Genomic DNA, 26,131 nt, shown 5'->3' on the forward strand with positions numbered 1-26,131 from the left:
ATTAACATATCCGCTAGCCTGTTTTATCTTATTTTTTCGTAACAACATCATCTACTATCCCATATGCCTTCGCTTCTTCTGCAGTCATAAAATAATCTCTTTCTGTATCATGTGCTACTCTTTCAATTGGTTGCCCTGTTTTTTCTGCAATCATTTTATTAATATCATGCTTTAACTTTAATATTCTTTTTGCTGTGATTTCAATTTCTGTTGCCTGACCTTGTGCACCACCAAGCGGTTGATGAATCATAATTTCACTGTTAGGGAGTGCAAACCGTTTTCCTTTTGCACCTGATAATAATAACAATGCACCAAATGATGCTGCAAATCCCATGCATAACGTTTGCACATCTGGTTTAATGAGATTCATCGTATCTAATATGGCAAAACCAGCTGTCGTTGAGCCGCCTGGGCTATTGATGTATAAAAATATATCTTTCTCGGCATCTTCCGCTTCTAAAAATAATAATTGGGCTACGACACTACTCGCTACTTGATCATTAATTTCTGAGCCGATAATAATAATGCGATCTTTTAATAACCTTGAATATATATCATAGGAACGTTCTCCTAATTTTGTTTGTTCTACTACATATGGAATTGCATTCATTTTAAATCCCTCCAATACTTGTTATGCTGCGTAAAGCATATAACTGTAGGAAGAAGGGTTTTTCACATTAAATAATAAGACTGGCTGTTTAGATGGTAACTTAGTAAAATCTATTGTCGGAAGAAGCTTCGTTAATAATTCCGGTCTTTCCTCACGAATAGATGTTACAACAACTTCAATATCCTCTGTGAATTCGACTATCTCAATCCCTTCTTCACTTACAGTTTTCAGCCTATTTCTACTCCGAAATAAAGAAGCTTTCACTGCACCTTCTGATACAGAACACACTTTAGCAATATCAGCGATACTATATTGAAAAACATCTTTTAATAATAAAATTGCGGATTGCTGTACATTTAATGAAGACAATACTTTCCCTACCATTTCATGCAAATCTGCAATGTTCTCATGTGGTTCTTCAAAAGTAATTTGTTCCTTTATTTTTTCATGAACTGATTTTGATTTCATCTGGTCTATCCAACGATTTCGAGCTATTTTATATACAAGCGTCATACAAATATCTTTATTACTATATTTTTGAAGAACTTTACAAATTGTTTCTTGGGCAAGATCTTCGCCGTCCCATTTGTTTTTCGTTAAAAATGTACAATACCTTTTCAACTCTCCATATTGCTCAATTAAAAAGTCTATATTTGAATGATTCATATCGATATGATTCTTTAAAACATGAGTTACTTTTGTGCACAAAATAACCACTCCTTTTCAGCGCTTACTTAATAAACGATTCAACATAAAAAAAAGTTACGGGGATATAAAAAAATAATGTTTATGTTCAATAATTCGCGGTCATAAATATGTTATGTACAATTTTACGTGAGGAGGAACAAATTTGCCAAAATTAACAATTGAAGGTGCGGGAACTTTTGATGTGAAAGAAGGAACAAAGTTAGTATTAGCAATTGAAGATAGCGGTGTCAACATTCTTCATCGTTGCGGCGGGAATGCACGTTGCACAACTTGTAGAGTAGAAATACTAGCAGGTGATTTCTGTGAAGCAAGTGCGAATGAGAAACATGCAATGACGGAAAAAGGGATTGAAGATCATTTACGATTATCTTGTCAAATGCGCGTACATAAAGATATAGTCGTTCGTCCGGTACTTACAGTTGAAAATTCAGCTCTTGATGCCGGGCCGCGTCCGGCGGAATAAAGAGATGAATTTAAAACAGCTCGCTGGCGAATATGCCGCTAACTTTGTAAATGATGGCATGAAGATTGGGCTTGGTACAGGTTCTACTGTATATTGGACAATACAAAAATTAGGTGAGCGTGTAAAAGAAGGATTATCATTTCAAGCTGTACCAACATCAAAGGAAACTGAAGCATTAGCACATCAACTAAATATCCCCCTACTTTCGTTAAACGACGTACAAAGTCTTGATCTTACAATTGATGGAGCGGATGAAATTGATTCAAATTTACAGCTTATAAAAGGCGGTGGCGGTGCATTACTTCGTGAAAAAATCGTTGCCTCTTCCTCTAAAGAACTAATTATCATTGCTGATGAATCGAAACTTGTAACACATTTAGGTAATTTTCCATTACCTGTTGAAATCATCCCTTTTTCATGGAAACAAACCGAAAATAAAATTCAGTCTTTAGGGTGTCAAACAACGTTACGTTTAAAAAATAATGAAACCTATATAACCGATAACAATAACATGATTATCGATTGTATATTCCCTAATCATATTTCTAATCCTGCCCATTTACACACCCAATTAAAAATGATTACTGGTGTAGTTGAAACAGGGTTGTTTATAAGTATGACGAGTACAGCAATTATTGGCACTAAAAATGGGATAAAGAAATTGTAATAAAAGCTAACTTTTTAAAGTTGGCTTTTTAGTATGTTCTTCTTCTCTTAATAGTGCTTTATTATGATATACTAGGAAAACGCAAACTGATTACATTAGAAAGGACTGAACATTTTGCAATCCAAACTTATAACAGAACTTACTGATTTAGAAACTGCCTTTCATATTCGAAAAGAAGTATTTGTAAAAGAACAAGGTGTTCCTCTTACAGATGAATTCGATACATTCGATGAAATCGGAGAGCAATGTAAACATATTTTAGTTTATTATCATGATCTTCCTGTAGGCACAGGGCGTATACGATTTGTTGATGGTGTCGGAAAATTAGAACGTATTTGTATTTTAAAAGATTATCGTACATACGGATTAGGTAAAGTCATCATTCAAACGTTAGAAGAAATTGCTCGTAACGAACAAGCTACAAAAGTGAAGCTACACGGTCAAACACAAGCTGAAGGATTTTATAAAAAATTAGACTATCAAACTTCTTCTGATATATTTATGGAAGATGGCATTCCGCACATACTTATGACGAAAGTGTTATCATAATAAAAAGGGTAGTATATGAATCTTATGTATTCATACACTACCCTTTTTTATTAATAGAAAAGCGAATTCTCAAGATTCCCTTTTGCATCAAAGCCCATCATCTCTTAGTTCATGCCTAGGTAAAGCTTACACTGTTTTCCATAATGATAATGCATAAATCCAGTTTGGATCACCATTTCCTTGATAACTCTGGACTGCTTCATATACTTTTCCTTCGTGTAGAACTCTATCTCCCTTTTTATATGCTTTTTTTGCATCCCACGCTTCATATGAAGCGCTTTCAGCTTTTGTAGTAATTGTGAATATATCACTCTGTACGGATTCATTTCCAGCTACATCAACAGCTTTCACTACATATTTATAAGTAGTATTAGCAAGCAGATTTTTATCCATATAAGAAGTTGTATTGGATGTTGCAATCTTTTTCATTAATCCTTCTATTTCTCTATAAATATCATAATGGTCTACACCAATGTTATCGTCAGATGGACTCCACATTAAATCCACACTTGATGCTGTCGTTCCCATACTATGTAATCCTTTTGGTTGTGTTGGTGCTTCTGTATCAGGAGTCGCAACTGTCGTTTTTACTGTAAGCGCTGTACTTTCTTTCGATACATTTCCAGCTGCGTCAATTGCTTTTACAGTATAAGAGTGTTCTGTGCTTGGTTGTAACTTCTTATCAATAAAATGAGTGCCTAGTATTGTATCGATCATCTCTCCGTTACGGAAGATTTGATATCCTTTTACCCCTACATTATCCGTAGAAGAGTTCCATGTTAGTTCTACACTATTCGCTGTTACTTTTTTCGTCTGAAGTCCATTTGGAATACTTGGCGCTTCTATGTCTGGTTTCACATCATTAATAAGATTAACATCAATTACATTATAGAATGCATTTGCTGTATCAGCTACATCCCATACTGCTAAAATCACATGATATCCACTACGATCAGTAGGTACATTAATTTTATGAGTTAAATTATTTGAAGCTGCAGAACCATCGTGTTGCACAGTTCCAATTGGTTCAAAATCTGCTCTTGTTAGCGCTTTATTTGGATTCCATCCTTTTTTAGTAATATAGTAATGCCACTTACTCGTTAAGTGAGGCGCAGTATACTTCCAAGTAAATGTATTTTCCCCACCAGTGATTGTATTTTTAAACCAACGATTTGCTGTTTGTTGATCTAAAATACCACCAAATTTTCCGCCTGCTGAAGCAATTTGTCCATCTACTGGACCACCTTGTGGGAACCCTTTTGGAGCTTCTAAACTTTGTGGTTCATACATAACACTTCCGCAGTTTACATTTAGCGCACCATAAGTTGGACTACATAAAGCGGATCGGCTACCGGGCTTTTCAACAAAACCGTGCGCATAAGCATTTTGAGGAATAAGTGTCGTACTAATAATTCCAGCTGTTAATGCTACAGCTCCTAAACTTTTTTTGTTCATTTTCATGTTTTGTAGTTGTTTTAAAAATCGATTATTCATGTTCATGTCTCCTTCTTGTTATACTTTGTAGTGGAATGTGGGCTTTGATGTAAAAGAATAACAAGAGACAAACTTGTACCGATGTATGTATTAATTATGCATACACCGCAGTGAAAATATATTTTTTCCTTGTGAAATATTTCACTTTATGAATATATCATGACATAGAACTCGCCTAAGCATGTGCAGAAGTTGTGCAGAAACAGTGAAATTATTACTAACATATAAAACCACATCCTGAAATCATAAAGTAAAACTTTAATTAGTTGGGGTTTTACGGTCGGTTAATACGGGATAAAATAAAAGTGTGCAGCAGAAATTGTAGACTTAGTTCTCAAAATTCACATTTAGTATTTTCATTTTTTCCATTTAAACAATTCTTCTCTTCTTACAACAGAAAAGTGTCTATATCATTTAATATAGACACTTTTTTCATGTATAACTTTATATTTATTACTGACCTACAAATGTAAAAAATAGAATAATATTCTTTTAATCCCGCTTTTTTTTGAAAGTACATTACAAAACGCAATGGCATCGTTCTATGAAATATTGACAACTGGTTTATGATTTTTATCAAAATTATTTAATGGACTATTTGTAATAGCATCATATAGTTTGATTGTTACAGCATACTTCGCAAGAAGAAATGGTTGAATTTGCACTAGCCATTCTTTTTTTATTCGATCATCTCTTAATACTACCTCTCCAGCTGGAATATTTACCATTAATGAATCGATTGTTTGAATTAAATCATTAGTCATTTTCTATTCCTCCAAACGTTCATTTTATATGAATTTATAGTCATATACTCATTACAAAATACAATTTTCAAAAAGCGTTAAATTTTTCATAATAAAAAACGATTAGTTTAATTAAACTAATCGGTAAGATCCAAAAAGAATTGTTGTGTCACATTCTATTATTATATGTGCTCTAAAAATTTCCGAACCTCATTTGGAGATTTTAAAACAATAACCTTTTTCTCTTCGGACAATTGCTCTAACCCTTTTAAAATTGTAGGTCGTTTAGCATTAGGATATTTCTATATCCATTTAAAAAATTGCAAATCAAATCTTTCTTCACATCCCGCGCCCATATCTGGTCTTGTTTTATTCCGGTATTTTACAATTCTTTTAAACGCACGATAAATACAAATTGTTCTATGAATATCAAGGAAGATAATTGTATCAGCTGCATTCAGTCTGATATCCATCGTCCCGCCATAATTCCCATCAATAATCCACTTCTCATCTTTAATTAAGTTATTTTGAACTGCTATTTGTTCTTCTCTCGGAATACCTTCCCAATTCGGTTTCCAAAATAATGCATCAAGATGATGCACCTTAATATTTAATTTATTTCCTAACTGCCTTGCTAATGTAGATTTTCCTGAACCACCAGAACCAATTAATATTATTTTTTTCATACCTTTACGATACCTTCTATAACTTCTTCAATAACTTCCTTATTAGCAAAAATCCAGAAGAACATTTCTTCATTTAACTTTAATAAATCTGGTAACTGGACAAAATAAGCAATAAAGATAATTTGAATTGAAAGCATAACATACCAAATGGCTTTTCGTTCTTCTTTCGTTAAATCATTTTGTTTATAATAACCTTCAAAGACTTTGCTAACGATATGTAACCATTTCCCTCTTAATCTTTCATCACTAAATAGCTCGCTTAATATACTTGTACAGCAATAACATAAATCAAATATTTTTACATTATTTTCTAAAATCTCAAAATCTATAAACCCTTCCAGTTTATCATCTTTAAAGATGACATTTGATAGATGCATATCACGATGAATAATTTGTCTCGGTAATGAATGGACCGTTTCCTTGAAAGCTGCGTGCATTCGCTCCATCTTTTGAATTACCTCTCGATGAACATACTCATTCTTTTCTAAAATCGGTATAGCCCATTCAAATACCATCTTATATAAATCTCTTTTTATTAACTCATGGTCACTATTCACCGAATGTAATGCTTTGTGCAGATTAGCTATTTCTTCTCCAATTGTACTTGCTAGCCTTTCCAGCTTATCCGTATCTTTAATTTCTAAAACACTTCCGGCAACATACTCATATAAGCAATAACATTTTTCTTTATATAATACATATTGTTCATCATTTTCTGTCTTTACTACTCTCTGTACTTTAATTCCCTTTTCATACAGTTGCTTCAAAACATCGAATTCAACTAGAAGTTGCTTTATCGATCCCGTTCTCTTTAAAATGTACTCTTTATTCTTGCATAAAACCTTCGCTACTTTTGGTTGCATTACAGTAGCTGTGACATGTTCATTTCGAAACCAAAGCTTTGCAATTTCCAGTGCTTGTTCCATTTACAAATACCCCTTTTACAATTCTTATTTCTTCCGAAAAATAACCTCACACAGTATTCCCACTCCAACACCAATTGTATAAGCCACTACATCACTCCACAAAAAAACGTATCCCAACACGAGTCCGCCCAAAGTCGTTGCACGAATGCTATCTATCCATTCCGCATGATACAATTGGCTCGCTTCAATCCCGTAGCAAAACATTAAACTAATAAAAGCCAACTTCTTCGTCTCTGTTTTAGGAAACAAAAATCCAAAGCCAGTGAAAATCATTAATGCCCATAATGCATCACCTAAATAATCATTTAATAGATGTGGTAGTGCAAAAGCAAACTTTCTTGAGCTAAGACCTAAAATAATAACAACTATAGTAAATAGTGCATATACTACTCTATTTCGTTTCGTATTCATTTTAAAGTCTCCTAATATGTAATGTAAAACTGTAAATAGCTAGTAAAACAAAGTTATTTTACTAGCTATTTATTGATTGCTTTTATGATAAGAAAATGTGGATTCATATTTAAATAATAATATGATTTTTCGCTTACTTCTTTCATTTTTTCAATTGCCTTCGGTTCCACTATCTCTTCTAATACAAAATAATTTGTAGTTTCATTTAGTATGTCTTGTAATGATCTTCTAAAAAACTTGACTTCAATAGTAATATTCGGTTTAACCCAAGTATCTATTAATAACTGTTTTTCAAAATAATTTTCACATGGAAACTTTGTGAAATCCATAAAAGGATGATGAATAGAATAAATAAGTTCTCCACCTGGCTTCAATACACGACGAAATTCTTGAAATACTTGATTCCAATTTTCTATATAATGAAGAGTTAATGAACTTACAATCACATCATACGTATTATCTTCAAATGGCAATGTTTCTTGCAGATCATGACAAAGGAACGTCGCTTCTTCTCCTATATTTTCTTTTGCTGCTTTTACCATTTCAGGACTTACATCAATTGCTGTAACATTTGCTCCTCTTCCTATGAATTGAGAAGTATACCATCCAGCTGCACATCCAGCATCTAATATCTTTTTTCCTTCTAGTTCCTTTGGAATAAGCTCCATCATCGCCGGTCTTTCATAATAACTGTTATATGGATTTGCGAAATCTAGATTTTCTTTATATGTACTCGCTAATTTATCATACGTATCTTTAATCGAATCTTTCATTACACACACTCCTAATACATATTAATCCATTAACTCCTGCTGCTTTTTCTTTGAAAATGATTGTAGTACTAAATCATACGACCAATCAATCATTTTATTAATTTGCTCCTGCTCTATATCCTTATGAATATAAACGGTATTCCAATGTTTTTTATTTATATGATACCCTGGAATAATTGTTTCTGGATAATCTTCTCTTATTCTTAATGCGACTTCTGGATCACACTTCAATGTAATCGCAGCTTTTTCGCCTTCTTCATGATTTACTATCGCAAATATTTTATTATTAAGCCTCATACATGTTGCACTCCAGCCACCTGGAGAATCTTCTGTCGCTTTTCTTTTCGATAAACAGTACGCTCTTGTTGCATTCATTTTAATTGGCACCTCTTAAACATTTTTTCAATATCGACTTCTTTTCTTTCTGACCACCAACCGACAGAATCATAAAGCTTCTTTATTTTTTCTGCACAGATTGGTTGTTCTTGTTGCAATTTATACGTGTACATATGCTTTCTCCCATCAATCAGTATACATAATATTATTATAATCTTTTTTCAAAAAAGTGCTGACTATGACCTTTCGGATGATCTTCAACGATACCATACTCTCGGTAACCGTGCTTTTTATAAAATTCTGGCGCTTGAAAACTAAATGAATCTAGCAATATTAATCTGCACCCTTTTTCCTTCGCAATTTCTTCAATTTTATGTAACAGTTGACTACCATAACCGTCATGACGAACTGATTTATCAACCCATAAAAAGTCGATATGAAGATGATAAAAATACATCGTACCTGTTACACCACCAAATATTTTTCCTTCTTCATTTTTTACTACGAGACTTACTTCTTCCATCGGCTGTTTTACTTCATCTGTTAAGATGGACATATTATATTGAATGACTTTATTTTTAATGTATTCTCCTTCAATACGTGTACCGTTCTCTATATGTTTCATATACATTGCTTCCTTTCAACTTAGTAAGCTACATTTTATTTTTCCCCTTTAAAATACTAATCAAAACGAATCCACCATATGTAACAAAGCATGAAAAGCCAATTATCCCTGGTACAGAGACATAGCCTACCCTTATGTAACTTATAACTGCAAAACAAGCGATAGACAATAAAATAGATGGCCAAAATATAACAGCTATTTTTCTTCGCCCTCGTTTCGATGTACTTTCTTTCTCTTCAGAAACACGTGTGCCAAAAAGCAATACAATACAAATAAGGATCGCTGCAAAGTAAATTGTATCTAATGACAAATTGTGATCATATAGGGCGATTCCAACTTCAAGAGCAATAATCGTTAAAATTAAAATAATGATTGTTAAAGTCTTTAAGTTTCTTTTCAATCGCTCACTCCTAGCATGCTTTCACTATATTCTTTGTATATGTACTTTAAAACTACTGCAAAAGCTTCATCTACCTCTTTATTTTCACGGCGATTCGGTAAATCTTTTCCCCCAATCACATAAAGAAGTGGAAATTCGTTAAACATTCCTATTATACCAATAAATTCAATATCGAATATAAAAAACCTTTTCAGCAGCTCATATGAGCTATTAAAATAAGAAAAAGGTAGCATGAATTTTTTCTTGCTACCAAAAAATATTTATTCTTCTATAGGATTTTCAGGACCGTTAAGTTCCAGCTGATAAAAAGCTAAATCTAGCCATTTATTAAACTTATAACCAGCTTTTTTTATTGTTCCTGCATGAACAAATCCATAGTTTTCATGTAAGGCAATACTTTTCTCATTTTCTGCATCAATTCCAGCAATTAAGGTCATATACCCTCTTTCCTTTGCAATTTTGATTAATTCTTTCATTAATGAAGACCCAATGCCATTTTTTCTATATGCCTTATCTACATACACAGAATGTTCAACTGAATATTTATAAGCAGGCCACGCTCTAAATGGACCGAATGTCGCAAATCCTACTACTTTATTATCTAATTCATATACGAAAATTGGATACCCTTCAGCCTTTTTTTGTTCATACCAATCTATTCTATTTTCAAGGGTTACAGGTTTATACGCATATACAGCTGTTGTATAAAGTATCGCATCGTTATAAATACCTAAAATGTATGCTAAATCTCTTTTCGTTGCTTCCCTTATCATTGTTTTCTTCCTTTCATCATGTTCATCTTATTTCACTACCTTTTTAATAGTTTTATTTTATCGAAAATTCCGATTTTTATCTACATACGAATACTAGCTTTTCGGAAACCATCAAATATATTTATTGCAGCAGATAACATGTAGAAGAAAATTCCTCCCCCAATGAGCCACGTTTTAAACTCATCTGGGGAAATAGTAAATGCATTTGCCAAATACGTAATAAACCCTGCGTTCAATACATGTGGATTTACTACAATTACAATGAATACTATCGTCCCAGCTACTTGAAGAATAGCATTCCCAATCGCCAATCTTTGCGTCCATTGTCCCTGCACTAATTTATAAAGGGATATACATATTTCAAAAACGATCATAATTACAACGATTGGCCAGTACTGCAATAAAACATCTTGATTAAAAGTTGGCGAGACAAACTTCAGTCCATTTGCCGTACCGTTATATACGCCAACAAGATGATTCGCATAAAAATAAAGTGTAGCCCAAACTGCTGTCCACATTAAACCTCCAAAAACTTCAAACTTCGAGATTGCTTTTTTCTTTGGGATATACGAGATGGTTTTCAAATCATCTGGTGTCCATTTTTTTAAACTTGTTGTCAATGGTTGTGGGTCTTTTTCTTTATCTGTTCTTTCTAAAACAGCAAAAACAAGTGTAATCCAAAAAAATACTTGGAGACCTACTTCAAATGTTTTTGCAATTCCTTCACCCATCAATTTTAAAATAACATTTACTACTGCCTGCTCACCACTATAACTACTAAAACTTTCTGCAGCCATTGAAATAAGTGCAATAACAACTGCAATTGGTATAATCATTTTTAATAATGTCATATATACATCAAAATAACGTGGTCCAATTAAATGCATCGGTCTATCCATGTATCCATTAGCCAATGAAACTGGACTTCCCAATTTTTCAAGAACGCTCTTTACATCATCTTCATTATAATTATCAGGTAACATATCCTCTATTGTTGACCGTATTTCAAGTGTAATATCTTCACGATTTTTTTCAGGTAATCTTTTTGCAACTTCATGGACGTAGATATCAATTAGACTCATTATCGTCCTCCTCCTTTAATAAGTTATACAGTTCTTTTGAATCCTTTATCCATTCTTTTTTCAACTGCAAAAATATTTCTAATCCATATTCACTTAAAACATAATACTTACGAGGTCTACTCTCCGTTTTATCCCAACTACTCGTCACTAATTCCTGCTTTTCTAATCGGCGAAGTAGCGGATATAAAGTACTTTGATCAATTGTAATTCCTGATTGCTCCAATAACTGGACAAGTGAATATCCGTACTGCGGCGTTGTTAATTGACTTAAAACGGCTAACGTTAATGTCCCTCTTCTTAACTCAGTAATTAACGAGTTTAATAAAGTATCCATTCACTCACCTCATTTCCATTACTATATGTCATACAGTATGTGTTTTATACTATGTATCGTACAGTATTAGTGTGACAAAAACTATAATTTTTTACCAAAAAACGGATAATGAAAAGCGCAAATTATATGATTTGTGCTTTTTTAGCTAAGTTATATATATCACTCTAAAAGGTAGCAACCTTAACTACTAATTTTGCAGTTCCAGTAATACTATATTAAGCTACAAATATCGTATACATATGATGTGAACATAACACCTCACTATAGGAAGCTAATAAAACGGAAAATTACCATAGTTGAATGATTCCTGTTTTATTCTTTAGGCACTGTTAATTTCACACTGTTTTCAGCACCTAATCAACGTTATTTCCTTCATAAACTTCATCTTGTTCAAAATCTTTATTTTTGTTTGGTTTATTAGAGAAAAATAAAAAAACAATTAAATTAGGTTAATTGTTTTTCAAATACAAAATCTTTATTTTTTTAAATAACCTATGATATTCGAAAAGACAAATTCTCCAAATGCAAGTGGTATATAAATAAACCATAACTTTAATATTGCCTTTGTTTCTTTGTGATCAGAATCCCCCATTAAAACCAACCCTATCCTTTATTTTCAAATATTTTGATTTTAATTCCAATAACAAGGGAATTATACCATTTACCAATGTTGTAGTCTATGTTTTCTAAAAAATTAAATAAATAAAACTCTTGTATTCCTTCAATATTCAGATAAAAACAATAACTTTTTTACGTTTCATCTTCAAAGTCTATAATGAGTCCTGTTAGAACCGCTGCATTACCTATCGATTGGATCCCGTGACCATCTTAAATTCTTCCCACTCTAACTGCTCTTTTGTGATTCATCGTCACATTATGATGAATCACTCATACATTATCTAGAAGTAAAAAACCCTAATTCACTTTTCTCTTAAAGAGCACAATTCAAATGTGCTCTTTTTAAGTCCGTTCGAATAAAATTCAAAATCCTACTGATAAACAAAAAAACCTCGTTTATCAATAGGATTCATTAGCTATATATAGCGATTATAGCGAACTCCATCACCTATTACTAAAGTCGAACTGATTTAAGTAATATAAATTCCCCTTTTTCTTTAGAAAATTGAACAACCTCTACAATCGCCTCAACATTAATTACTCCGTAAACATGCGGATATTCTTGACCGTTAGAAGCAAGTTCATATTTTACTTCTGCTTTTAATAGAGCTGGATCAATTGTAAGTAATAAAACATCTTCTTCATGCTTGAAATATTTTTCTGCAACTTTTAAAGCTTGATCTAATAATGAACAATGGATAAATCCCTCTTCTATAAGTGATTCTTCATTAATTTCTCCAGTTGTTTTTGCGATTTCCCAATTACTTTTCGTAATTACTTTTGTAATCATAGTGACTCTCCCTTTTTAATTTATGTAATGATATAATAACACTAAATTTTCAACACGTGCTTAATAGATTGGGGACTTATAATGGATAAACCTCTCACTGCATTACAAACTATTATTATACATATGAATAAAAATGAGCATTGGCATGATTTTATTTGTTACTGTCAGCATCGCGAAGCGGGACTTCGAAAATTAGCTTTTAAACATTTAGAGACATTTATTTCAAATGCAAAGAAATGGGAATCAAAAGATCAAGAAGAGTTTGCCATTTCGCTGTTTACTATTTTAGATGCATTAAACGAAAAAGATGGGATCTTAACTTTCTCACTAAATAGTTTTCTAATTGACATTCTATATAGATGGACAGAAAACAACCCATTTGATTCAAGACCTTTTAGATGGATAGGAATTTATATGGACTCTAGCAATAAAGAAGACGATTTAGAAAAATTCCTTCGAAAAGCGATTGAATTAGGTGGTGATACCGAACAAAAAGCCATGATATACCTAGTTTCTAATTACATCAATACTTTAGAATTTGGTACAAATGAATTCCCTTCAGGTTATTGCGGAGATTTAAGCGAATGTATAGAAAAACTTCCCTATATGCTGCAATTAATTAATAGAATTCAGAATAAGAACATAAAGGAGCAAAACATTGGGCAAATACAAGAACAACTACACCTTATTCTAGATTGGTTAAAACATACACAAACTCCAGTAGATGCCGTTCGTGTACGGGAAAAAAGAACAAACTAAGGAATTAGAAAAGGTCATTGTATATTATTTATACAACAGCTCAAGTCGTTAATTCATCGTGTACAGAGATAATAAAGTTGTTTAAAAAACGCCAGTCATGTTATTCAACAATCGGGCTATATAACGGAATAAATCCTTGTGAAAATTAAAAACATTTGAAATAATCGTCATTAAGTTGAAGCAGAGCGATTGCAGCAAAAGGTGATACGACTTTTTCTTACTTAATAATCGTACGATATATATTCCGAAAGGGTGTGTGTAGTATCTTATCAACTAATGTTTTTACTTATAAATCTAAGGATGGAAAAACAGTAATAATTAGAGAAGCTAAAGAACAGGATGCAGAAAGAATACTAGATTCTGCTTCAAAAGCTTTAATAAACGCTCCATACATGCTAAGTACGGTTGAGGATGTAAAAAAGGTGCGTATCGATGCTATTCAAAAAACGTTAAAAGCTTATCTTGAAAATCCAAATTATGTACAGTTTATTGCTGAAGTTGATGGTAAGTTAGTCGGTGCAATAGATTTTAAGAACGGAAACAAAGAAAAAATTAGTCATCAAGGGGCTTTTGCGATGACCATACTACCTGAATATCGAAATTATGGTATTGGAAGAGCTCTTCTAGAAACGTTAATCAATTGGGCTAAAAATAACAGTAAGATTGAAAAAGTTTGTCTTGAGGTAATGGAAGATAATCTAGGTGCAATCCAGTTATATAAGAATCTAGGCTTCTTTGAAGAGGGTAGAAAAGCAAAGGGTGTAAAATTGGATGATAGCTATCAAAATTTAATATTAATGGCTTTATTCGTTTAAAATCGAACACTAATTTCAATATAAAAAGAGGATCTTCATAGTCATCTCCCTGTTAAGTAGACAGTAATAGAAATCCTCTTTTTATATTTATCTCACATTAGCTTGCAGTAAAAATCCCCACTGATTATAGTTTCACTTTATTTTAATCCTTTAATTAAAGGTGACGCTTCTCCACTATAGAAAATCCATAAGTCATGAAGTGATCTCGTACATCCGACATATAGTAATTTTGCATCATGCTTTGTGTTTTTGTAATGTTCCTCATCCACATCAATTAAAAGCACCGCATCAAATTCTAAACCTTTCGCTAAATAGACAGGTACTACTGATATACCACCTTCATATTTACTTTGGTTTGCTTCAATTACGTTTACCGTTAATCCTGCATTTGTTAATTTCACATATATATCACGGCATTCATCTTCTGTTCTTCCGATTACCGCAATTGTTTTCACATCTGCATTTTGCAAATGTTTTACCGTCTTCACAATTTCAGTAAATTGATTTTCTGTATGAATTACTTTCACATCTTCTCCACTGCGGAAGACTGGTGTTGCGAGTCCTACTGGGATTTCTGCATTTTTAATTATTTCATTTGCAAATTCAATAATTTCTTTTGTAGAACGATAACTTCTTGTCAATTCATAATAACCGGTTTCTTGGAATACTTCCTTAAAAGCATTCCAATCTTCAATTCCTTGGTAATCATAAATCGCTTGCGATAAATCACCTAATATAGTGAAAGAATTACCTAATGTAATTTCTTTTAATACATAAACTTGGAAAGGCGAAAAATCTTGCGCTTCATCAATAACAACGTGATGAAACTTCTGCCCGATTTCAATCCCTGTTATACGATGATGTATGTATATTAAAGCTGGTAAATCTTCTACATACACTTCTTTTTTACGACAACTCTTTTCTGTTTCTTTAACAAGTTCTTCAGGTAATACCTCGAGTATTTCTTTACTTTTTACTATTGAACTATACAGTGAAAGAGCACTCATTTTCGGCCAAAACTTCATATATGCGTTCAGTCTCTTAGTCGCTTCTTTTTTAAGTAATTTTTTCTCGTTTGTTTCCCCGAATTTTTTAAGTTCAATTTCAATCCAGCGCTTCATTCGTCCTACTAATCGTTCTCTTCTTTTCTGTAAAGGATAATGTTTATATTCAACTTGCATCCATTTTTTAATATCTTCTACTGGAATAATCGCTCTATCCCACGCCTCAAAATCTTTTGTCGGAACTAACTCATTTTCAAATTGGATCATTCTCTCTTCAATAAACGTCTTAAATTCCAACGTACCCTTTAATTTACCTAGCATTACCTTCTTTTCATCACGATTAATTGAAAATGCTTCTTTCAATTTTTCTTCTGTCTGCTTTAGTTTCACTGAATCATCTAACGTACGTAATGCCCAATCCAGAAACGTTGTTTGACTAATATTCCCTACACCTAATTCAGGAAGTACACTCGAAATGTAGTCTAAAAACAGACTATTCGGCGCAAATACGATCATTCTTTCTGCTTCTAGTTGTTCACGATATTCATAAATTAAAAAAGCAAGGCGATGTAAAGCAATTGTTGTCTTTCCGCTCCCTGCAACCCCTTGAATAAGTAATGGTAAATTTCTTTCCGCTCGAATAATATCATTTTGTTCCGATTGAATCGTTGAAACAATATCCTTTAGCTTATTATCTTTATTCTCACCTAATCGATATAGAAGAAAATCATCGGCATGCGATACATCTTCATTTCCTTTTACATATGTATCAACAACACGTTCAAGTTCTCTTTTTCGAATGGAAATGTTTCGTTTTAAATACACATCACCTTCTACTAACCCATCTGGTGATTGATAAAATGCTAATTCTTCTCCACCGGTAAATGAATAAAACATACTTGCGACAGGCGCCCGCCAATCAATAATGATTGGCTTCATCGTGTCCATATCCGAAACCCCTACTTTTCCGATATAAATCGGCATAACTTCTTCTTTTCCATCTTCCTGAAAATCTAACCTTCCAAAGTACGGCTCTTGCACACCAATACGTAAGTTTTGTCTATTAGACTCCCTCATACTTTCAAGAATTTGCTCTTTAAAATCTTCTCCATAATAAACCGGGGTTTTTTCAAGCTTATCCAATTGCTCATCCATCGTATGTAAAGTATCCTTCATTTTTTGTAACTCACCTTCAAATATGTTGCTCATTTCGACGATTCCCTCCTGTCCGTTCTAATTTTTCAGTCGAAGTATCATTGTATTAAAAACCCAATCATAAAGTCAATAGTTTCCGTTTAAATTTTCCGAAAAAACTTATTTTTCATCTTTCTAATTTAAAAAGAATATGCAACATCTAAATCACACAAATACACATATAGTATAGTGATGCATACAAAAGATACTACTTTCTATTTGTCTCCTATTTAATTTATCTATTAACAAATATTGTAAAAATTAAAGACTTTAATCAATGGGCGTTTTACTGCCAACAAATAGTAGGATAAATAAAAGTAAAGGAGGCTCTTCAAATGAATATTTTGAATCTATCTCAAGATTAAATATGCTTCTATCTGGCTGTATCCTTATGGTTTGTTGGTCAATTATGTATGTTGAAATATATAGACTTACAAAATCCGTCTGGTCATGTGTTATCATGCATGCAATCGAGGATGCTGTTCCTACTGTTTTAGTTACAATAACAGGGATTATTACTCTTACAAACAGTAGTGATTTTTGGTTAAATCCTACTAGCGGGGTCGCTGCTACTGTTTTATTTCTCGGAATTGGAATCGTACTAAGAACTATAAGAATAAAAAGAGAACGACAATTATTCACACAATAAAAAGCAGATAATGAATTCGTCATTATCTGCTTTCCAATTTTTAAAACTACCTTATTATATTTTTTGATACATAAGCCAGTCTCCAGATTCTATCACTTTCTTTAACATCTTTTTATCCTGAGCGATATACACATATGCCTCAATTTCCCTATAAGCAACATATACTGTTTGCGTGATTCGATTATATAAATCAGTCTCCGCATTGCCTTTATATTCTTCTAGTTCATCTAACTTACACAATATCTCATCATTTACTACATAAATTTCTCCATACACCTGTTCTTCAATCGAATAAGTCATGGCCGGATATCCTTCGTTCGTATCAAATAATTTTCCATATGTCCAAGCTCTGTCTGCGATGCATGTTGCACCTAGCATATAATGAGCATTCGTTTGTCCTCTTCTTAACGTTCCATAAACGAAAACATGATACATAAATTCTTATCCCCTTTATATGCCTCTACTTTCTTATTTGTAAATAAGCACGAATCATAAAGTAACTCACTTCATTCGGAAGCTGTTCTTTAATAGATTTCAGACCACCATCTGCATTTTGAACGGCAGTTTCAATAAGAGATTCATACTCTGCTGGAACAAAGCTTTGCCAATCTACTTCCATTCCATCCTCATAGCAGCGAATTAAATGGTTTTCGATTGTTTGTCTTGATAAGTTACGTTCTTTTGCAATCTCATTCAAATCAATACCTTGTTTATACATTTCATACGTTTCTAAATGAGAATTTGCGGACGCTTTTCCTGACTTTTTACGCTCTGAAACTACTTCTGTCTTAATCGTTTCAGCATAATTTGGATTTTCCTTAATAAAATGCTGAACTGCTTGTAAGAAGTGCGAGCCATATTTCACAAGTTTGTGTTCTCCGATACCTTTTACCGTCAACAATTCGGAATCACTTTGCGGCATTTTCACACACATATCTTTTAATGTTTGGTCAGAGAAAATAACGAATGGCGGTACACCTTCTCCTTGTGCAATTTCTTTACGTACTTCACGAAGCACTTCAAATAAAGGATGGTCTTGAACAATTTGTCTTGTCTCTACTCGTTCTTTTCGTAAAACATTCTCTTTACCAAGTAATACTTCTTTCCCTTTTTCAGTTACTTTTAACGTCGGATAAGTGCCATGTTCAACTGCAATTAACTCGTCTGAAATTAAAAACTCAATAAACTCACTGACCTCTTTTACACTACGGTTCGATAAAAGCCCATACGTTGGTAAAGTATGAAAATTAAATTCAATAACTTTCTTATTCTTCGACCCAGTTAATACTTGCGCTATCATTTGCTTTCCAAAGCGTTGGTTCGTTCTAATCATGCATGATAAAACCATTTGTGATTCTCTTGTCACATCGATGCTCTCGCGATTGTCTGTACAATTACCACAGCGTCCACAATCTTCTTTCGGTTCTTCTCCAAAGTATTGCAAAATGAATGATTGTAAACATTGTTCTGTATGACAGTAATCGGTCATATTTTGCAATTTTTCAAGTTCATTTGAAAAACGTGATTCTCCAGTTGATTGATCAATTAAAAAACGCTGTACTTGTACATCTTGAGAAGAATATAACAATATACATGTACTATCTAATCCGTCACGACCAGCACGTCCTGCTTCTTGATAGTAACTTTCCATATTTTTTGGAAGCTGATAATGAATTACGTAACGAATATTCGATTTATCAATACCCATCCCGAATGCAGATGTTGCTACCATTACACTTACTTCATCTCGTAAAAAGAGTTCTTGTTGCTCATTTCGATCAATATCACTCATACCAGCGTGATATTTTGATACAGAAACTCCTGCCTTCATTAAATCTTCATATAACTGATCGACTACTTTTCTAGTAGCTGCATATATAATCCCAGATTCCTTTTGATTTTGACGAATATAATCCGCCAAATATGCATTTCGATCTTGCCCTTTAATAACAGAAAACGATAAGTTTTCACGCTCAAACGTTGTCATAATTGTATTTTCTTGATTAATTTCAAGTGTATTACAAATATCATCACGTACTTGCGGTGTTGCTGTTGCTGTTAATGCTAATACGAGCGGCTTTTCTGGAAGATAATCTAATATGCGATGTATATGTAAATAACTTGGACGGAAATCATGTCCCCACTGTGAAATACAGTGTGCTTCATCAATCGCAATCATAGGGATTTTCATATCGATAAGTTGGTCAACAAACTCCATCGAATCAAGACGCTCAGGCGCCACATAAAGTAACTTGTAATGTCCTTGTTTCGCTAATTGAATTCGCTGATTTGCTTCTGCAATAGATATAGAACTATTAATATATGTAGCTGAAATGCCATTCTGTACCAATGTATCTACTTGATCCTTCATAAGTGATATTAGAGGCGATATAACCAACGTCGTTCCTTCAAATACTAATGCCGGAATTTGATAACAAATCGACTTACCGCCACCGGTTGGCATAATACAAACCGTATCTTTCCCATCTAGTACATTTTTAATTGTTTCATCTTGTCCTCTTCGAAACGAAGAATAACCAAAGTAGGACGCTAAAAGTTCTTGTGCTTTAGTAAACAAAAAAGAGTCACCTGCTTTTCTTTATCTTTCATCTACTTCTATTATATCAATCACTTATGCGACTTGAAAGGGATGATTAGATGCTTATTGTTTTTTCATTATTCTATGTTTCTTCACTTATTTAATATGAATTAGCATCATTATTTTATATGTTTTACAGCATTTATAACGTAAATCCAGTACACAAGAAGAAAGATTTTCAATTTAAATGTTCATTTTATTTCCCTTTCTTGAATACTACTAATCGTATACATATAAATTCAGGAGGTTACTATATGAATCATCGTAATATGAGTTCCATCAAGGCAAAAACGAAAACACAAAAGCCCCAATTCTCTAATAATGATGCGTGGAAATATGAATCATACTATAAGTATCAGGCATTATTCTCTTATAAAAAGCTTTTTAATTTTCTTTCTCAACTTTTTAGACGTTAATATATGCACAAAAAATATATTATTCACAGAAGTTTTCTCAATATTAAACGTATAGACTTACTACAATTGAATTGTTAACATATATAATAATCTGTTGGATAAACCCCTTAAGTTGACCTGCTTATATTAGCAGGTCTTTTTCATAATTACATACTTCTGTGCACCTCAATCTCACTTCCACTTCTTTTCTCCATTTTATAACCATATTTAAATCCCAACAATTAATGATAATCATAAATTGTTGGGATTTAAATTGTTCACATATAATTATGCAATTCTTCTTTCTCAATACACAAAAGTCATTTTACTTGTTACTATAAAAGTACTCCAGATGAGTTTTTGCTCATCGACATTATCTAGTTATTGGGACCTGCCGCGGGAAGCAGGTCCCTTTGACTGTATTAAGGTACCAATTTCATTTGGACACATTTACCAGGTTTTTTCAAAAGAATTTTATGATAACATTACGTAGTCGAGTCCGACATCTCGGCAATACCCTTTTGAGGGTCTGCAACTTCCCTTGCAGACCCTATTTTACTTTATATTCACTTTATTCATATATACCACAACATCATTCACCTAATTTCTCCATTTCAAATTCCCTAAAAATAATCTAGGACACGTAACTAAAAATAAATGTTTATCATACTTTGAGTTATACATGTTCAAAGGAGTGTTACTATTTATGTATTCTTATTGGCAATCGTATTACTCCCCCTACCATAACCCTTATGTAAACTATGATTTATCCGTACGGAACTACCGAATTAGTAAAAATGAGAATTTTTTAAAAGGGTATATGCGTTCTTTATGGGAACAACACGTCGCTTGGACGAGATTGGCTATTGTAAGTATAGTATTTAATTTACCAGATGTTAACGTTACTGTTGGGCGACTTCTACAAAACGCAACACATATGGGACTATCACTTGAACCATTTTACGGTGAAGATGCAGTGAAAAAATATAGTGCATTAATTAAAGATCACTTAGTAATTGCAGCGGATCTTGTTAAAGCTGCAAAAGCTGGTAATCAAAATGCAGCGGCCGCTATAGAGAAAAAATGGTACGCTAATGGTGACGCAATTATTGAATTTCTTAACAGTATCAACCCATATATAGATAAAGAAGAATTTAGAAAAATGTTTTATGAACATTTAGCACTAACGAAAGCAGAAGCACTTGCCTTCCTAAATAAAGATTATGAAGCAGGAGTAGAACTTTACGATAAAATTGAAAAAGAAGCATTAGAAATGGCCGACATGATAACAAACGCAATCGTAAAACAATTCCCGCAAGTATTTCAATAAAGTGAAACTTTAATCAGAGTAGGTATTACTACTAAGTAATACTTGATAAAAATAAGTCGATTTCCCAACATAAATCGGCTTATTTAGTTTTCTCTCCATGATATTTCACCTCTCCTCTTTACATTTAGCTTATATCGATATATTTTATTAATATCCGTTTTTTATAGGAGGAAATAGTTTGATTAACGCGATTGGTCTAGTTTTTATACTTACAAATAAACACGAGAAAAAAAAGAAAGTTTACTTAAATGAAAAATTTGCACTAATAGATATTATTGATTCTAAAGAAGTATTTGATGATAAAGGGAATCCTTTAGTAGAACTAACATGTAAATACAGTATATATTTAGATGAAAAATATTATTGTAAATCTCTCGATGATTATACTGGACAAGTATTTCCTTTCTTAAGTGCAAAAATAGGAAAAGGTCTTCTAAGAAACTTAAACTACTACTTTTCTTACGTTGATGCCTATGATAAGAAACCACCAGTTAAAGAAATAAGACCACTTATGAAACAAGTAACTAACAGATAGCCAAAAATACAAAAAAGAAAGCATCTAACTCTGGATGTTTTCTTTTTTATTGAAAATTCATTAACTTTCATACTCTTCTAAAAGTCTGTATCCAAGCATATTTTAAATTAAAAACATTGGAGGATTAGAGTGAATGAAATACTCAGAAACAATTATAAGCAAACGACTTCGAATACTTAAAATGACGGGTATGTTTTTCATACTAGTGTTAATAGCATGGATTGGCTATACAAAATTACTTTATGAAAACGGCTTTCTTCAAGAAAAAAAGAATTCAGTAGAAGTAATGAACACTAGCATTACAGGAGAAATAGAGCAGCTTTTTCATATAAACTTGCAAGGTTATCGAAAAACAAGCCTTGATGCTGTTATAGAAGCCAGTAAAACCGATCCAAGTGAACTATCCTTAATTGAACTAGTCAACAAATCCTGTTCGCGAGATTGCATAGGTGAACCAGTTACATATGTAAACTCAAACAATGGATATATCTTTTATAAGGAATCTAATGGAACTAATGTAGCTATAACGGTTAAAAAGAAAGACACATGGGTAATTGTAAAGAAATCTGTTCAAGATGGAATATAATCACCCCAAAAAAGAGTACGCATCGTACTCTTTTTTATTATTAATACCCTTCCTCTTCATGCCTACAATGGCATTTCGCTTTTGTTTTACAATGACATTTTTCACACTCACACTTCGGTTTCTCTTTGCAACAACACTCGTGAAAATCATTGCGCTTACATCTACATCTCCCAAACATTAAATCATCCCAAAATTTATTACAATCTTGAAAATGTCCACAATGACAAGTATTTCTCATAAATATGCTTCCTCCTTGATAGAATTCATCATATTCTATGTTTGAAAGTATACAAAGGCTTGTTTATTAGTCTATTTTCTCCATATTATAAGTAGAGTTAAAAGATTAAATAAAAATAAAAACCGTCACATGACGGCTCTTATTTTTATTTAGCAAACTACTCTTTTGTATAAAAATATTTAATTCCTTTCATATCTAACCAAGCAGTTGCTTTGTCCAGTTCGTTCCCTTGACGATAATCTGTTTCGAAATACACAAGCCCTTGGTTATCTCCACGAGATATTATTTTAGAAGTATATCCAAGCTTATCCATCATTTGAATCATGTCAGAAATTAAATTTACACCAAATTCATAAGTAACTACTTTGTTATATTTATTCACTATAATTCCAACCCCTTCTTGTTTTTTTATCGGCTCAACAATTTGATTTGTAAACCAAGCTAACGGCTTATTTCCAATCAGCTTATTTAAATCACACTTGCCGATACCAGCCACATTGCCTGTCTCTGTGTATTGCCAAATATCACATGGATACGCCGGTTTGTTACCACCATAACGAGGAATCCATACAAAATCACAATTGACATTTGCCATTCCAAATGGAGCATACATATGATGAGCAATATATAAACCGACTTTCTTAGCTCCTAATCTGCGTAATTCATCAATAAAAGCTTGTGCACCCGCTCTCATATCGTTCATTGTTCTTACTTCTACGTCAGCTACCCAAACTGTTGCATTTTTATCACCACGGTTCCAAAAGTCTCTTGCTTCTATCCGTGCATCCTCTACTGAAACGAAACGACAGAACGCATAATTACCAAACGGAATATTCCTTGCTTTCATTGCTTGTACATAATTTTTATATAAAGGATCTACATAGTTTGAACCATCTTGCACACGTACAATTACGAAATCTAATTGTGGTGCTGCGATATCCCAGTTAATGTCGCCATTCCATTTCGAAATATCTACAATATAACCCATTATTTAACATCTCCTTTTTCATTATTATATTCAAAGCTTGTTTTTTTGTTATTATCAACTAATAAATAGTATGAGAGGTATTATATTATTGGGTAATAATTTAAAATTCGGCTTATGTATTGAGAAAACAAAATATTATTACGGGTTTAATAAGTAAAGATTTACAAAACTCTAAACTATATAAAGTGAAACGATAATTAGTAGGAGGCTACGAGCAGTGTAATTCCCACCTAATTTCTTAGCTTCATCCGAATTTTGAGGTGAGAATTTTACCGCCCACAAATAGCTTGATAAATAAAACCACCTTTCTGACAGGTGGTTTTGTGTACTAATTTACATATAAATTGTCCATATTTTTATAGTTACTTAATATACTTGTTAACTAAAAATAAGACAATTTTTAGTTTTTAATCAAACCAATTTTCGTTTTATCTCACGTACTCATAGTACCATTTACGTGCATCTAACCAAGCTGTAAATTTATCGATATTCCCGGACGGATAGCCATTCGTTATAGCATAACCAATGCCATCTTTTTGAACGACAATTTGTCCATCAATACCCGCATCAACCATAGCTTGAGCCAAAGCTTGTAAATTACTAAATGCTACACCACCAGTTTTTACTTTGAGCAAATTCGCTGCACCTCCTCCAGTTTGTCCTGTAAGAGCAAATACAATAGAATTAGCGATTTTATCAACATTCCATTTTGCCATGTCGGATTCATTATCAATAAACCCTAATTCAATAAGAATAGCCGGTGCCTTCGTTCCATTTAATACTGCTAAATCTGTACGTTGTTTCGCACCTCGATCACGCCATCCAATATCTTTTGCTAGTTGAGCTGAGATTTTAGCCGCCAAATCTTTCTGATCATAATATAAAACCTCAACACCCTGTCCATTTCCATCACTTGCATTAAGATGAAAAGAAATAACTAAATCCACAGCATGGGAATTGCTATTCCGAATGATATTATTTAAATTTTGTGATTGAGTTGCCCCTACCTCGTCCGTATCGTCATAAACCGTGTGTCCTAGGGCTCTTAACTTAGCCGCCACGGCATCTTTAACTTGCCTATCTAGAACGTGTTCTTTCCGATTCCCGAAATTAGCACCTTGAACAATACTATTGTGTCCTCCGTGCAAACTATATCTAGCCATTATTCATCAACATCTCCTTTCTTAATATCTTATTCAAAACTTGTCTTATTGCTATTCCCACTTACAATCTTAACTGTGCCCATATGTCCTATATTTTCTAAAAGTGACGCAATTTGTTTTCGATATAAAAAAGCTATCGCTTCATAAATCGAATGATTTATTCTCTAAATTACTTTTACATGAATGACGACACGAACAAAAAAGCATCACCCTTTCGGCGATGCCTAAAAACTCTATTTTACTTTTCAGCTCCCTAAATAAATAGAGTTTAAAATCACTGAAACTACACCTATATTTCCTCCCCTTCCTTCACAGCTTCTTTCAACCTCTGCAACATATACCCAATTCCTTTACACCCCTCTAGCGGATATGTAATCATTTCTTCTGGATATAACTTTGTCACTACTTTTTTATGCTTCTTCCCTGCTAGTAAGACGATTTCGTCAAACTGTAGTAAACTTTTATCTACCATCTGTTTTTGTAATTGCTCTATACTTATTACCTCATCGCTTTTTGAATCAAATGCAAGATCATAGTTTTCTAATACAATATCACTTGGTCTTAAAAATCCATGTTTCGCTGATAATATAACCCAGTTTTCGAAAAACATAGTTGCGTACGCCTGACATGCTTTTCCGAACGGACTAATATATACATCTTTTGCTTCCATCGGTCCGTAGTCTGAATGTTTATCCCAAATTTTCTTTTTTCCGCATGGAATTATACATAGCCTTTTCATATATATTTCTACTCCCTTTACTTTGGTAAATAAAATTCGTTATTTTGTACATTTTTTTCTCGAAATACTATATAATAATTCTGAAAGTTAAAATTACACATTTTACCATATGCGTACTATAGAATACTCTCATTGCAAATATTATAATA

At 32.8% G+C, this 26,131-nt stretch carries 29 protein-coding genes, 5 pseudogenes and 1 riboswitch; of the genes and pseudogenes, 10 read left to right on the forward strand and 24 right to left on the reverse strand.

Going from position 1 to position 26,131, the window contains the following annotated elements:
• Positions 1-28: 28 nt before the first annotated feature.
• Positions 29-610, reverse strand: a complete 582-nt coding sequence (gene clpP / locus MR143_RS10750) for an ATP-dependent Clp endopeptidase proteolytic subunit ClpP (protein WP_000991610.1) — start codon at positions 608-610, stop codon at positions 29-31.
• Positions 611-631: 21 nt separating this feature from the next.
• The gene (locus MR143_RS10755) at positions 632-1,318 is read right to left on the reverse strand and encodes an RNA polymerase subunit sigma-70 (protein WP_000337504.1); all 687 of its coding nucleotides are present in this window, start codon (positions 1,316-1,318) and stop codon (positions 632-634) included.
• 142 nt (positions 1,319-1,460) lie between these two features.
• On the opposite strand from MR143_RS10755, the gene MR143_RS10760 reads away from it, so the two are divergent.
• The 3 genes from MR143_RS10760 to MR143_RS10770 all read left to right on the forward strand — a co-directional run bounded on the left by MR143_RS10760 (position 1,461) and on the right by MR143_RS10770 (position 2,997).
• Positions 1,461-1,781, forward strand: a complete 321-nt coding sequence (locus tag MR143_RS10760) for a 2Fe-2S iron-sulfur cluster-binding protein (RefSeq protein WP_001125387.1) — start codon at positions 1,461-1,463, stop codon at positions 1,779-1,781.
• Between the two features lie 4 nt (positions 1,782-1,785).
• Positions 1,786-2,448, forward strand: a complete 663-nt coding sequence (gene rpiA, locus MR143_RS10765; RefSeq protein WP_001049985.1) for a ribose 5-phosphate isomerase A — start codon at positions 1,786-1,788, stop codon at positions 2,446-2,448.
• Between the two features lie 114 nt (positions 2,449-2,562).
• On the forward strand, positions 2,563-2,997 hold the full coding sequence (locus MR143_RS10770) for a GNAT family N-acetyltransferase (RefSeq protein WP_001190880.1): 435 nt from the start codon (positions 2,563-2,565) through the stop codon (positions 2,995-2,997).
• 126 nt (positions 2,998-3,123) lie between these two features.
• Here MR143_RS10770 and MR143_RS10775 read toward each other — a convergent pair whose 3' ends face one another.
• The 15 genes and pseudogenes from MR143_RS10775 to MR143_RS10845 form a co-directional block, all read right to left on the reverse strand.
• Positions 3,124-4,491, reverse strand: coding sequence for a lytic polysaccharide monooxygenase (locus MR143_RS10775; RefSeq protein ID WP_001065140.1), 1,368 nt, complete (start codon positions 4,489-4,491; stop codon positions 3,124-3,126).
• Positions 4,492-4,966: 475 nt separating this feature from the next.
• Positions 4,967-5,255: pseudogene (locus MR143_RS10780) on the reverse strand (formylglycine-generating enzyme family protein); the annotation flags it as partial.
• A 161-nt stretch (positions 5,256-5,416) separates the two neighbouring features.
• Positions 5,417-5,920 (reverse strand): annotated as a pseudogene (locus MR143_RS10785) (DNA topology modulation protein).
• A complete protein-coding gene (locus MR143_RS10790) occupies positions 5,917-6,846 on the reverse strand; it encodes a phosphotransferase enzyme family protein (RefSeq protein WP_000434096.1) in 930 nt (309 codons plus the stop codon). The pseudogene MR143_RS10785 and the gene MR143_RS10790 overlap by 4 nt, the downstream one beginning before the upstream one ends.
• A 24-nt stretch (positions 6,847-6,870) precedes the next feature.
• On the reverse strand, positions 6,871-7,257 hold the full coding sequence (locus tag MR143_RS10795) for a ribosomal maturation YjgA family protein (protein WP_199717759.1): 387 nt from the start codon (positions 7,255-7,257) through the stop codon (positions 6,871-6,873).
• Positions 7,258-7,322: 65 nt separating this feature from the next.
• Positions 7,323-8,030 (reverse strand): class I SAM-dependent methyltransferase, encoded by a 708-nt coding sequence (locus tag MR143_RS10800; RefSeq protein WP_000655257.1) that lies wholly within the window; start codon positions 8,028-8,030, stop codon positions 7,323-7,325.
• Between the two features lie 21 nt (positions 8,031-8,051).
• Entirely contained in the window at positions 8,052-8,405 is a 354-nt protein-coding gene (locus MR143_RS10805) for an MmcQ/YjbR family DNA-binding protein (protein WP_000994629.1), read from the reverse strand.
• A 14-nt stretch (positions 8,406-8,419) separates the two neighbouring features.
• Positions 8,420-8,539: pseudogene (locus MR143_RS10810) on the reverse strand (acetyltransferase); the annotation flags it as partial.
• A 35-nt stretch (positions 8,540-8,574) separates the two neighbouring features.
• Complete coding sequence (locus MR143_RS10815; protein ID WP_000680417.1) at positions 8,575-8,991, reverse strand: GNAT family N-acetyltransferase; 417 nt, start codon at positions 8,989-8,991, stop codon at positions 8,575-8,577.
• A 28-nt stretch (positions 8,992-9,019) separates the two neighbouring features.
• Complete coding sequence (locus tag MR143_RS10820) at positions 9,020-9,391, reverse strand: hypothetical protein (RefSeq protein WP_000827982.1); 372 nt, start codon at positions 9,389-9,391, stop codon at positions 9,020-9,022.
• On the reverse strand, positions 9,388-9,537 hold the full coding sequence (locus MR143_RS10825; RefSeq protein WP_000481400.1) for a hypothetical protein: 150 nt from the start codon (positions 9,535-9,537) through the stop codon (positions 9,388-9,390). The genes MR143_RS10820 and MR143_RS10825 overlap by 4 nt, the downstream gene beginning before the upstream one ends.
• A 114-nt stretch (positions 9,538-9,651) precedes the next feature.
• Positions 9,652-10,164 carry a GNAT family N-acetyltransferase gene (locus MR143_RS10830; RefSeq protein ID WP_000617529.1) on the reverse strand — a complete coding sequence of 171 codons (513 nt, stop codon included), beginning with the start codon at positions 10,162-10,164 and terminating at the stop codon, positions 9,652-9,654.
• 80 nt (positions 10,165-10,244) lie between these two features.
• Positions 10,245-11,246: an HAAS signaling domain-containing protein gene (locus MR143_RS10835; RefSeq protein WP_000052335.1), complete on the reverse strand. Its 1,002-nt coding sequence runs from the start codon at positions 11,244-11,246 to the stop codon at positions 10,245-10,247.
• Positions 11,233-11,580, reverse strand: coding sequence for a PadR family transcriptional regulator (locus MR143_RS10840; RefSeq protein WP_000380305.1), 348 nt, complete (start codon positions 11,578-11,580; stop codon positions 11,233-11,235). Before MR143_RS10840 ends, MR143_RS10835 begins: the two co-directional genes overlap by 14 nt.
• 1,014 nt (positions 11,581-12,594) lie before the next feature.
• Positions 12,595-12,656: riboswitch (Fluoride riboswitch) on the reverse strand.
• On the reverse strand, positions 12,653-12,988 hold the full coding sequence (locus tag MR143_RS10845) for a DUF952 domain-containing protein (protein WP_000629083.1): 336 nt from the start codon (positions 12,986-12,988) through the stop codon (positions 12,653-12,655). (Overlaps the previous riboswitch by 4 nt.)
• Before the next feature lie 81 nt (positions 12,989-13,069).
• On the opposite strand from MR143_RS10845, the pseudogene MR143_RS10850 reads away from it, so the two are divergent.
• Positions 13,070-13,799, forward strand: a pseudogene (locus MR143_RS10850) (hypothetical protein).
• Between the two features lie 202 nt (positions 13,800-14,001).
• Positions 14,002-14,562 (forward strand): GNAT family N-acetyltransferase, encoded by a 561-nt coding sequence (locus MR143_RS10855; protein WP_000337119.1) that lies wholly within the window; start codon positions 14,002-14,004, stop codon positions 14,560-14,562.
• A 137-nt stretch (positions 14,563-14,699) separates the two neighbouring features.
• Here MR143_RS10855 and MR143_RS10860 read toward each other — a convergent pair whose 3' ends face one another.
• A complete protein-coding gene (locus tag MR143_RS10860; protein ID WP_151522641.1) occupies positions 14,700-16,775 on the reverse strand; it encodes a HelD family protein in 2,076 nt (691 codons plus the stop codon).
• A gap of 319 nt (positions 16,776-17,094) precedes the next feature.
• On the opposite strand from MR143_RS10860, the pseudogene MR143_RS10865 reads away from it, so the two are divergent.
• Positions 17,095-17,409: pseudogene (locus tag MR143_RS10865) on the forward strand (CPBP family intramembrane glutamate endopeptidase); the annotation flags it as partial.
• Positions 17,410-17,463: 54 nt separating this feature from the next.
• Here MR143_RS10865 and MR143_RS10870 read toward each other — a convergent pair.
• Positions 17,464-17,844 (reverse strand): gamma-glutamylcyclotransferase family protein, encoded by a 381-nt coding sequence (locus MR143_RS10870; protein ID WP_000274903.1) that lies wholly within the window; start codon positions 17,842-17,844, stop codon positions 17,464-17,466.
• 25 nt (positions 17,845-17,869) lie between these two features.
• Positions 17,870-19,987 (reverse strand): DNA helicase RecQ, encoded by a 2,118-nt coding sequence (gene recQ, locus MR143_RS10875; protein WP_000494267.1) that lies wholly within the window; start codon positions 19,985-19,987, stop codon positions 17,870-17,872.
• Positions 19,988-20,262: 275 nt separating this feature from the next.
• On the opposite strand from recQ, the gene MR143_RS10880 reads away from it, so the two are divergent.
• The 4 genes from MR143_RS10880 to MR143_RS10895 all read left to right on the forward strand — a co-directional run bounded on the left by MR143_RS10880 (position 20,263) and on the right by MR143_RS10895 (position 22,854).
• Positions 20,263-20,424, forward strand: a complete 162-nt coding sequence (locus MR143_RS10880; RefSeq protein ID WP_001016536.1) for a hypothetical protein — start codon at positions 20,263-20,265, stop codon at positions 20,422-20,424.
• Positions 20,425-21,109: 685 nt separating this feature from the next.
• Positions 21,110-21,733 carry a hypothetical protein gene (locus MR143_RS10885; protein ID WP_000287736.1) on the forward strand — a complete coding sequence of 208 codons (624 nt, stop codon included), beginning with the start codon at positions 21,110-21,112 and terminating at the stop codon, positions 21,731-21,733.
• Between the two features lie 178 nt (positions 21,734-21,911).
• Entirely contained in the window at positions 21,912-22,268 is a 357-nt protein-coding gene (locus tag MR143_RS10890; protein ID WP_242280735.1) for a cytoplasmic protein, read from the forward strand.
• Between the two features lie 133 nt (positions 22,269-22,401).
• Complete coding sequence (locus MR143_RS10895; RefSeq protein WP_000877568.1) at positions 22,402-22,854, forward strand: hypothetical protein; 453 nt, start codon at positions 22,402-22,404, stop codon at positions 22,852-22,854.
• Here the strand turns inward: MR143_RS10895 and MR143_RS10900 are convergent, their stop codons facing one another.
• From MR143_RS10900 to MR143_RS10915, 4 genes are all read right to left on the reverse strand, one after another.
• Complete coding sequence (locus MR143_RS10900) at positions 22,855-23,028, reverse strand: hypothetical protein (RefSeq protein WP_000503012.1); 174 nt, start codon at positions 23,026-23,028, stop codon at positions 22,855-22,857.
• A gap of 221 nt (positions 23,029-23,249) precedes the next feature.
• Complete coding sequence (locus tag MR143_RS10905; RefSeq protein WP_000540620.1) at positions 23,250-24,080, reverse strand: GH25 family lysozyme; 831 nt, start codon at positions 24,078-24,080, stop codon at positions 23,250-23,252.
• A 428-nt stretch (positions 24,081-24,508) separates the two neighbouring features.
• On the reverse strand, positions 24,509-25,243 hold the full coding sequence (locus MR143_RS10910) for an N-acetylmuramoyl-L-alanine amidase (RefSeq protein WP_000135279.1): 735 nt from the start codon (positions 25,241-25,243) through the stop codon (positions 24,509-24,511).
• A gap of 289 nt (positions 25,244-25,532) precedes the next feature.
• The gene (locus tag MR143_RS10915) at positions 25,533-25,982 is read right to left on the reverse strand and encodes a DUF6884 domain-containing protein (protein WP_000824872.1); all 450 of its coding nucleotides are present in this window, start codon (positions 25,980-25,982) and stop codon (positions 25,533-25,535) included.
• Between the last annotated feature and the right edge of the window lie 149 nt (positions 25,983-26,131).

The organism is Bacillus cereus group sp. BfR-BA-01347 (assembly GCF_022663835.1).
In the GTDB taxonomy this organism is placed as follows: Bacteria; Bacillota; Bacilli; order Bacillales; family Bacillaceae_G; genus Bacillus_A; species Bacillus_A thuringiensis_K.

Excerpts from the sequence above, each read along its gene's own strand:
- MR143_RS10840 (WP_000380305.1), bottom strand. The coding sequence starts at position 11,580 with ATGGATACTTTATTAAACTCGTTAATTACTGAGTTAAGAAGAGGGACA.
- MR143_RS10790 (WP_000434096.1), bottom strand. The coding sequence starts at position 6,846 with ATGGAACAAGCACTGGAAATTGCAAAGCTTTGGTTTCGAAATGAACAT.
- MR143_RS10880 (WP_001016536.1), top strand. The coding sequence starts at position 20,263 with ATGAATCATCGTAATATGAGTTCCATCAAGGCAAAAACGAAAACACAA.
- MR143_RS10775 (WP_001065140.1), bottom strand. The coding sequence starts at position 4,491 with ATGAATAATCGATTTTTAAAACAACTACAAAACATGAAAATGAACAAA.
- rpiA (WP_001049985.1), top strand. The coding sequence starts at position 1,786 with ATGAATTTAAAACAGCTCGCTGGCGAATATGCCGCTAACTTTGTAAAT.
- MR143_RS10915 (WP_000824872.1), bottom strand. The coding sequence starts at position 25,982 with ATGAAAAGGCTATGTATAATTCCATGCGGAAAAAAGAAAATTTGGGAT.
- MR143_RS10800 (WP_000655257.1), bottom strand. The coding sequence starts at position 8,030 with ATGAAAGATTCGATTAAAGATACGTATGATAAATTAGCGAGTACATAT.
- MR143_RS10795 (WP_199717759.1), bottom strand. The coding sequence starts at position 7,257 with ATGAATACGAAACGAAATAGAGTAGTATATGCACTATTTACTATAGTT.
- MR143_RS10910 (WP_000135279.1), bottom strand. The coding sequence starts at position 25,243 with ATGGCTAGATATAGTTTGCACGGAGGACACAATAGTATTGTTCAAGGT.
- MR143_RS10895 (WP_000877568.1), top strand. The coding sequence starts at position 22,402 with ATGAAATACTCAGAAACAATTATAAGCAAACGACTTCGAATACTTAAA.
- MR143_RS10870 (WP_000274903.1), bottom strand. The coding sequence starts at position 17,844 with ATGTATCATGTTTTCGTTTATGGAACGTTAAGAAGAGGACAAACGAAT.
- MR143_RS10845 (WP_000629083.1), bottom strand. The coding sequence starts at position 12,988 with ATGATTACAAAAGTAATTACGAAAAGTAATTGGGAAATCGCAAAAACA.
- MR143_RS10805 (WP_000994629.1), bottom strand. The coding sequence starts at position 8,405 with ATGAATGCAACAAGAGCGTACTGTTTATCGAAAAGAAAAGCGACAGAA.
- MR143_RS10860 (WP_151522641.1), bottom strand. The coding sequence starts at position 16,775 with ATGAGCAACATATTTGAAGGTGAGTTACAAAAAATGAAGGATACTTTA.
- MR143_RS10905 (WP_000540620.1), bottom strand. The coding sequence starts at position 24,080 with ATGGGTTATATTGTAGATATTTCGAAATGGAATGGCGACATTAACTGG.
- MR143_RS10885 (WP_000287736.1), top strand. The coding sequence starts at position 21,110 with ATGTATTCTTATTGGCAATCGTATTACTCCCCCTACCATAACCCTTAT.
- MR143_RS10835 (WP_000052335.1), bottom strand. The coding sequence starts at position 11,246 with ATGAGTCTAATTGATATCTACGTCCATGAAGTTGCAAAAAGATTACCT.
- MR143_RS10815 (WP_000680417.1), bottom strand. The coding sequence starts at position 8,991 with ATGAAACATATAGAGAACGGTACACGTATTGAAGGAGAATACATTAAA.
- clpP (WP_000991610.1), bottom strand. The coding sequence starts at position 610 with ATGAATGCAATTCCATATGTAGTAGAACAAACAAAATTAGGAGAACGT.
- MR143_RS10830 (WP_000617529.1), bottom strand. The coding sequence starts at position 10,164 with ATGATAAGGGAAGCAACGAAAAGAGATTTAGCATACATTTTAGGTATT.
- MR143_RS10825 (WP_000481400.1), bottom strand. The coding sequence starts at position 9,537 with ATGTTTAACGAATTTCCACTTCTTTATGTGATTGGGGGAAAAGATTTA.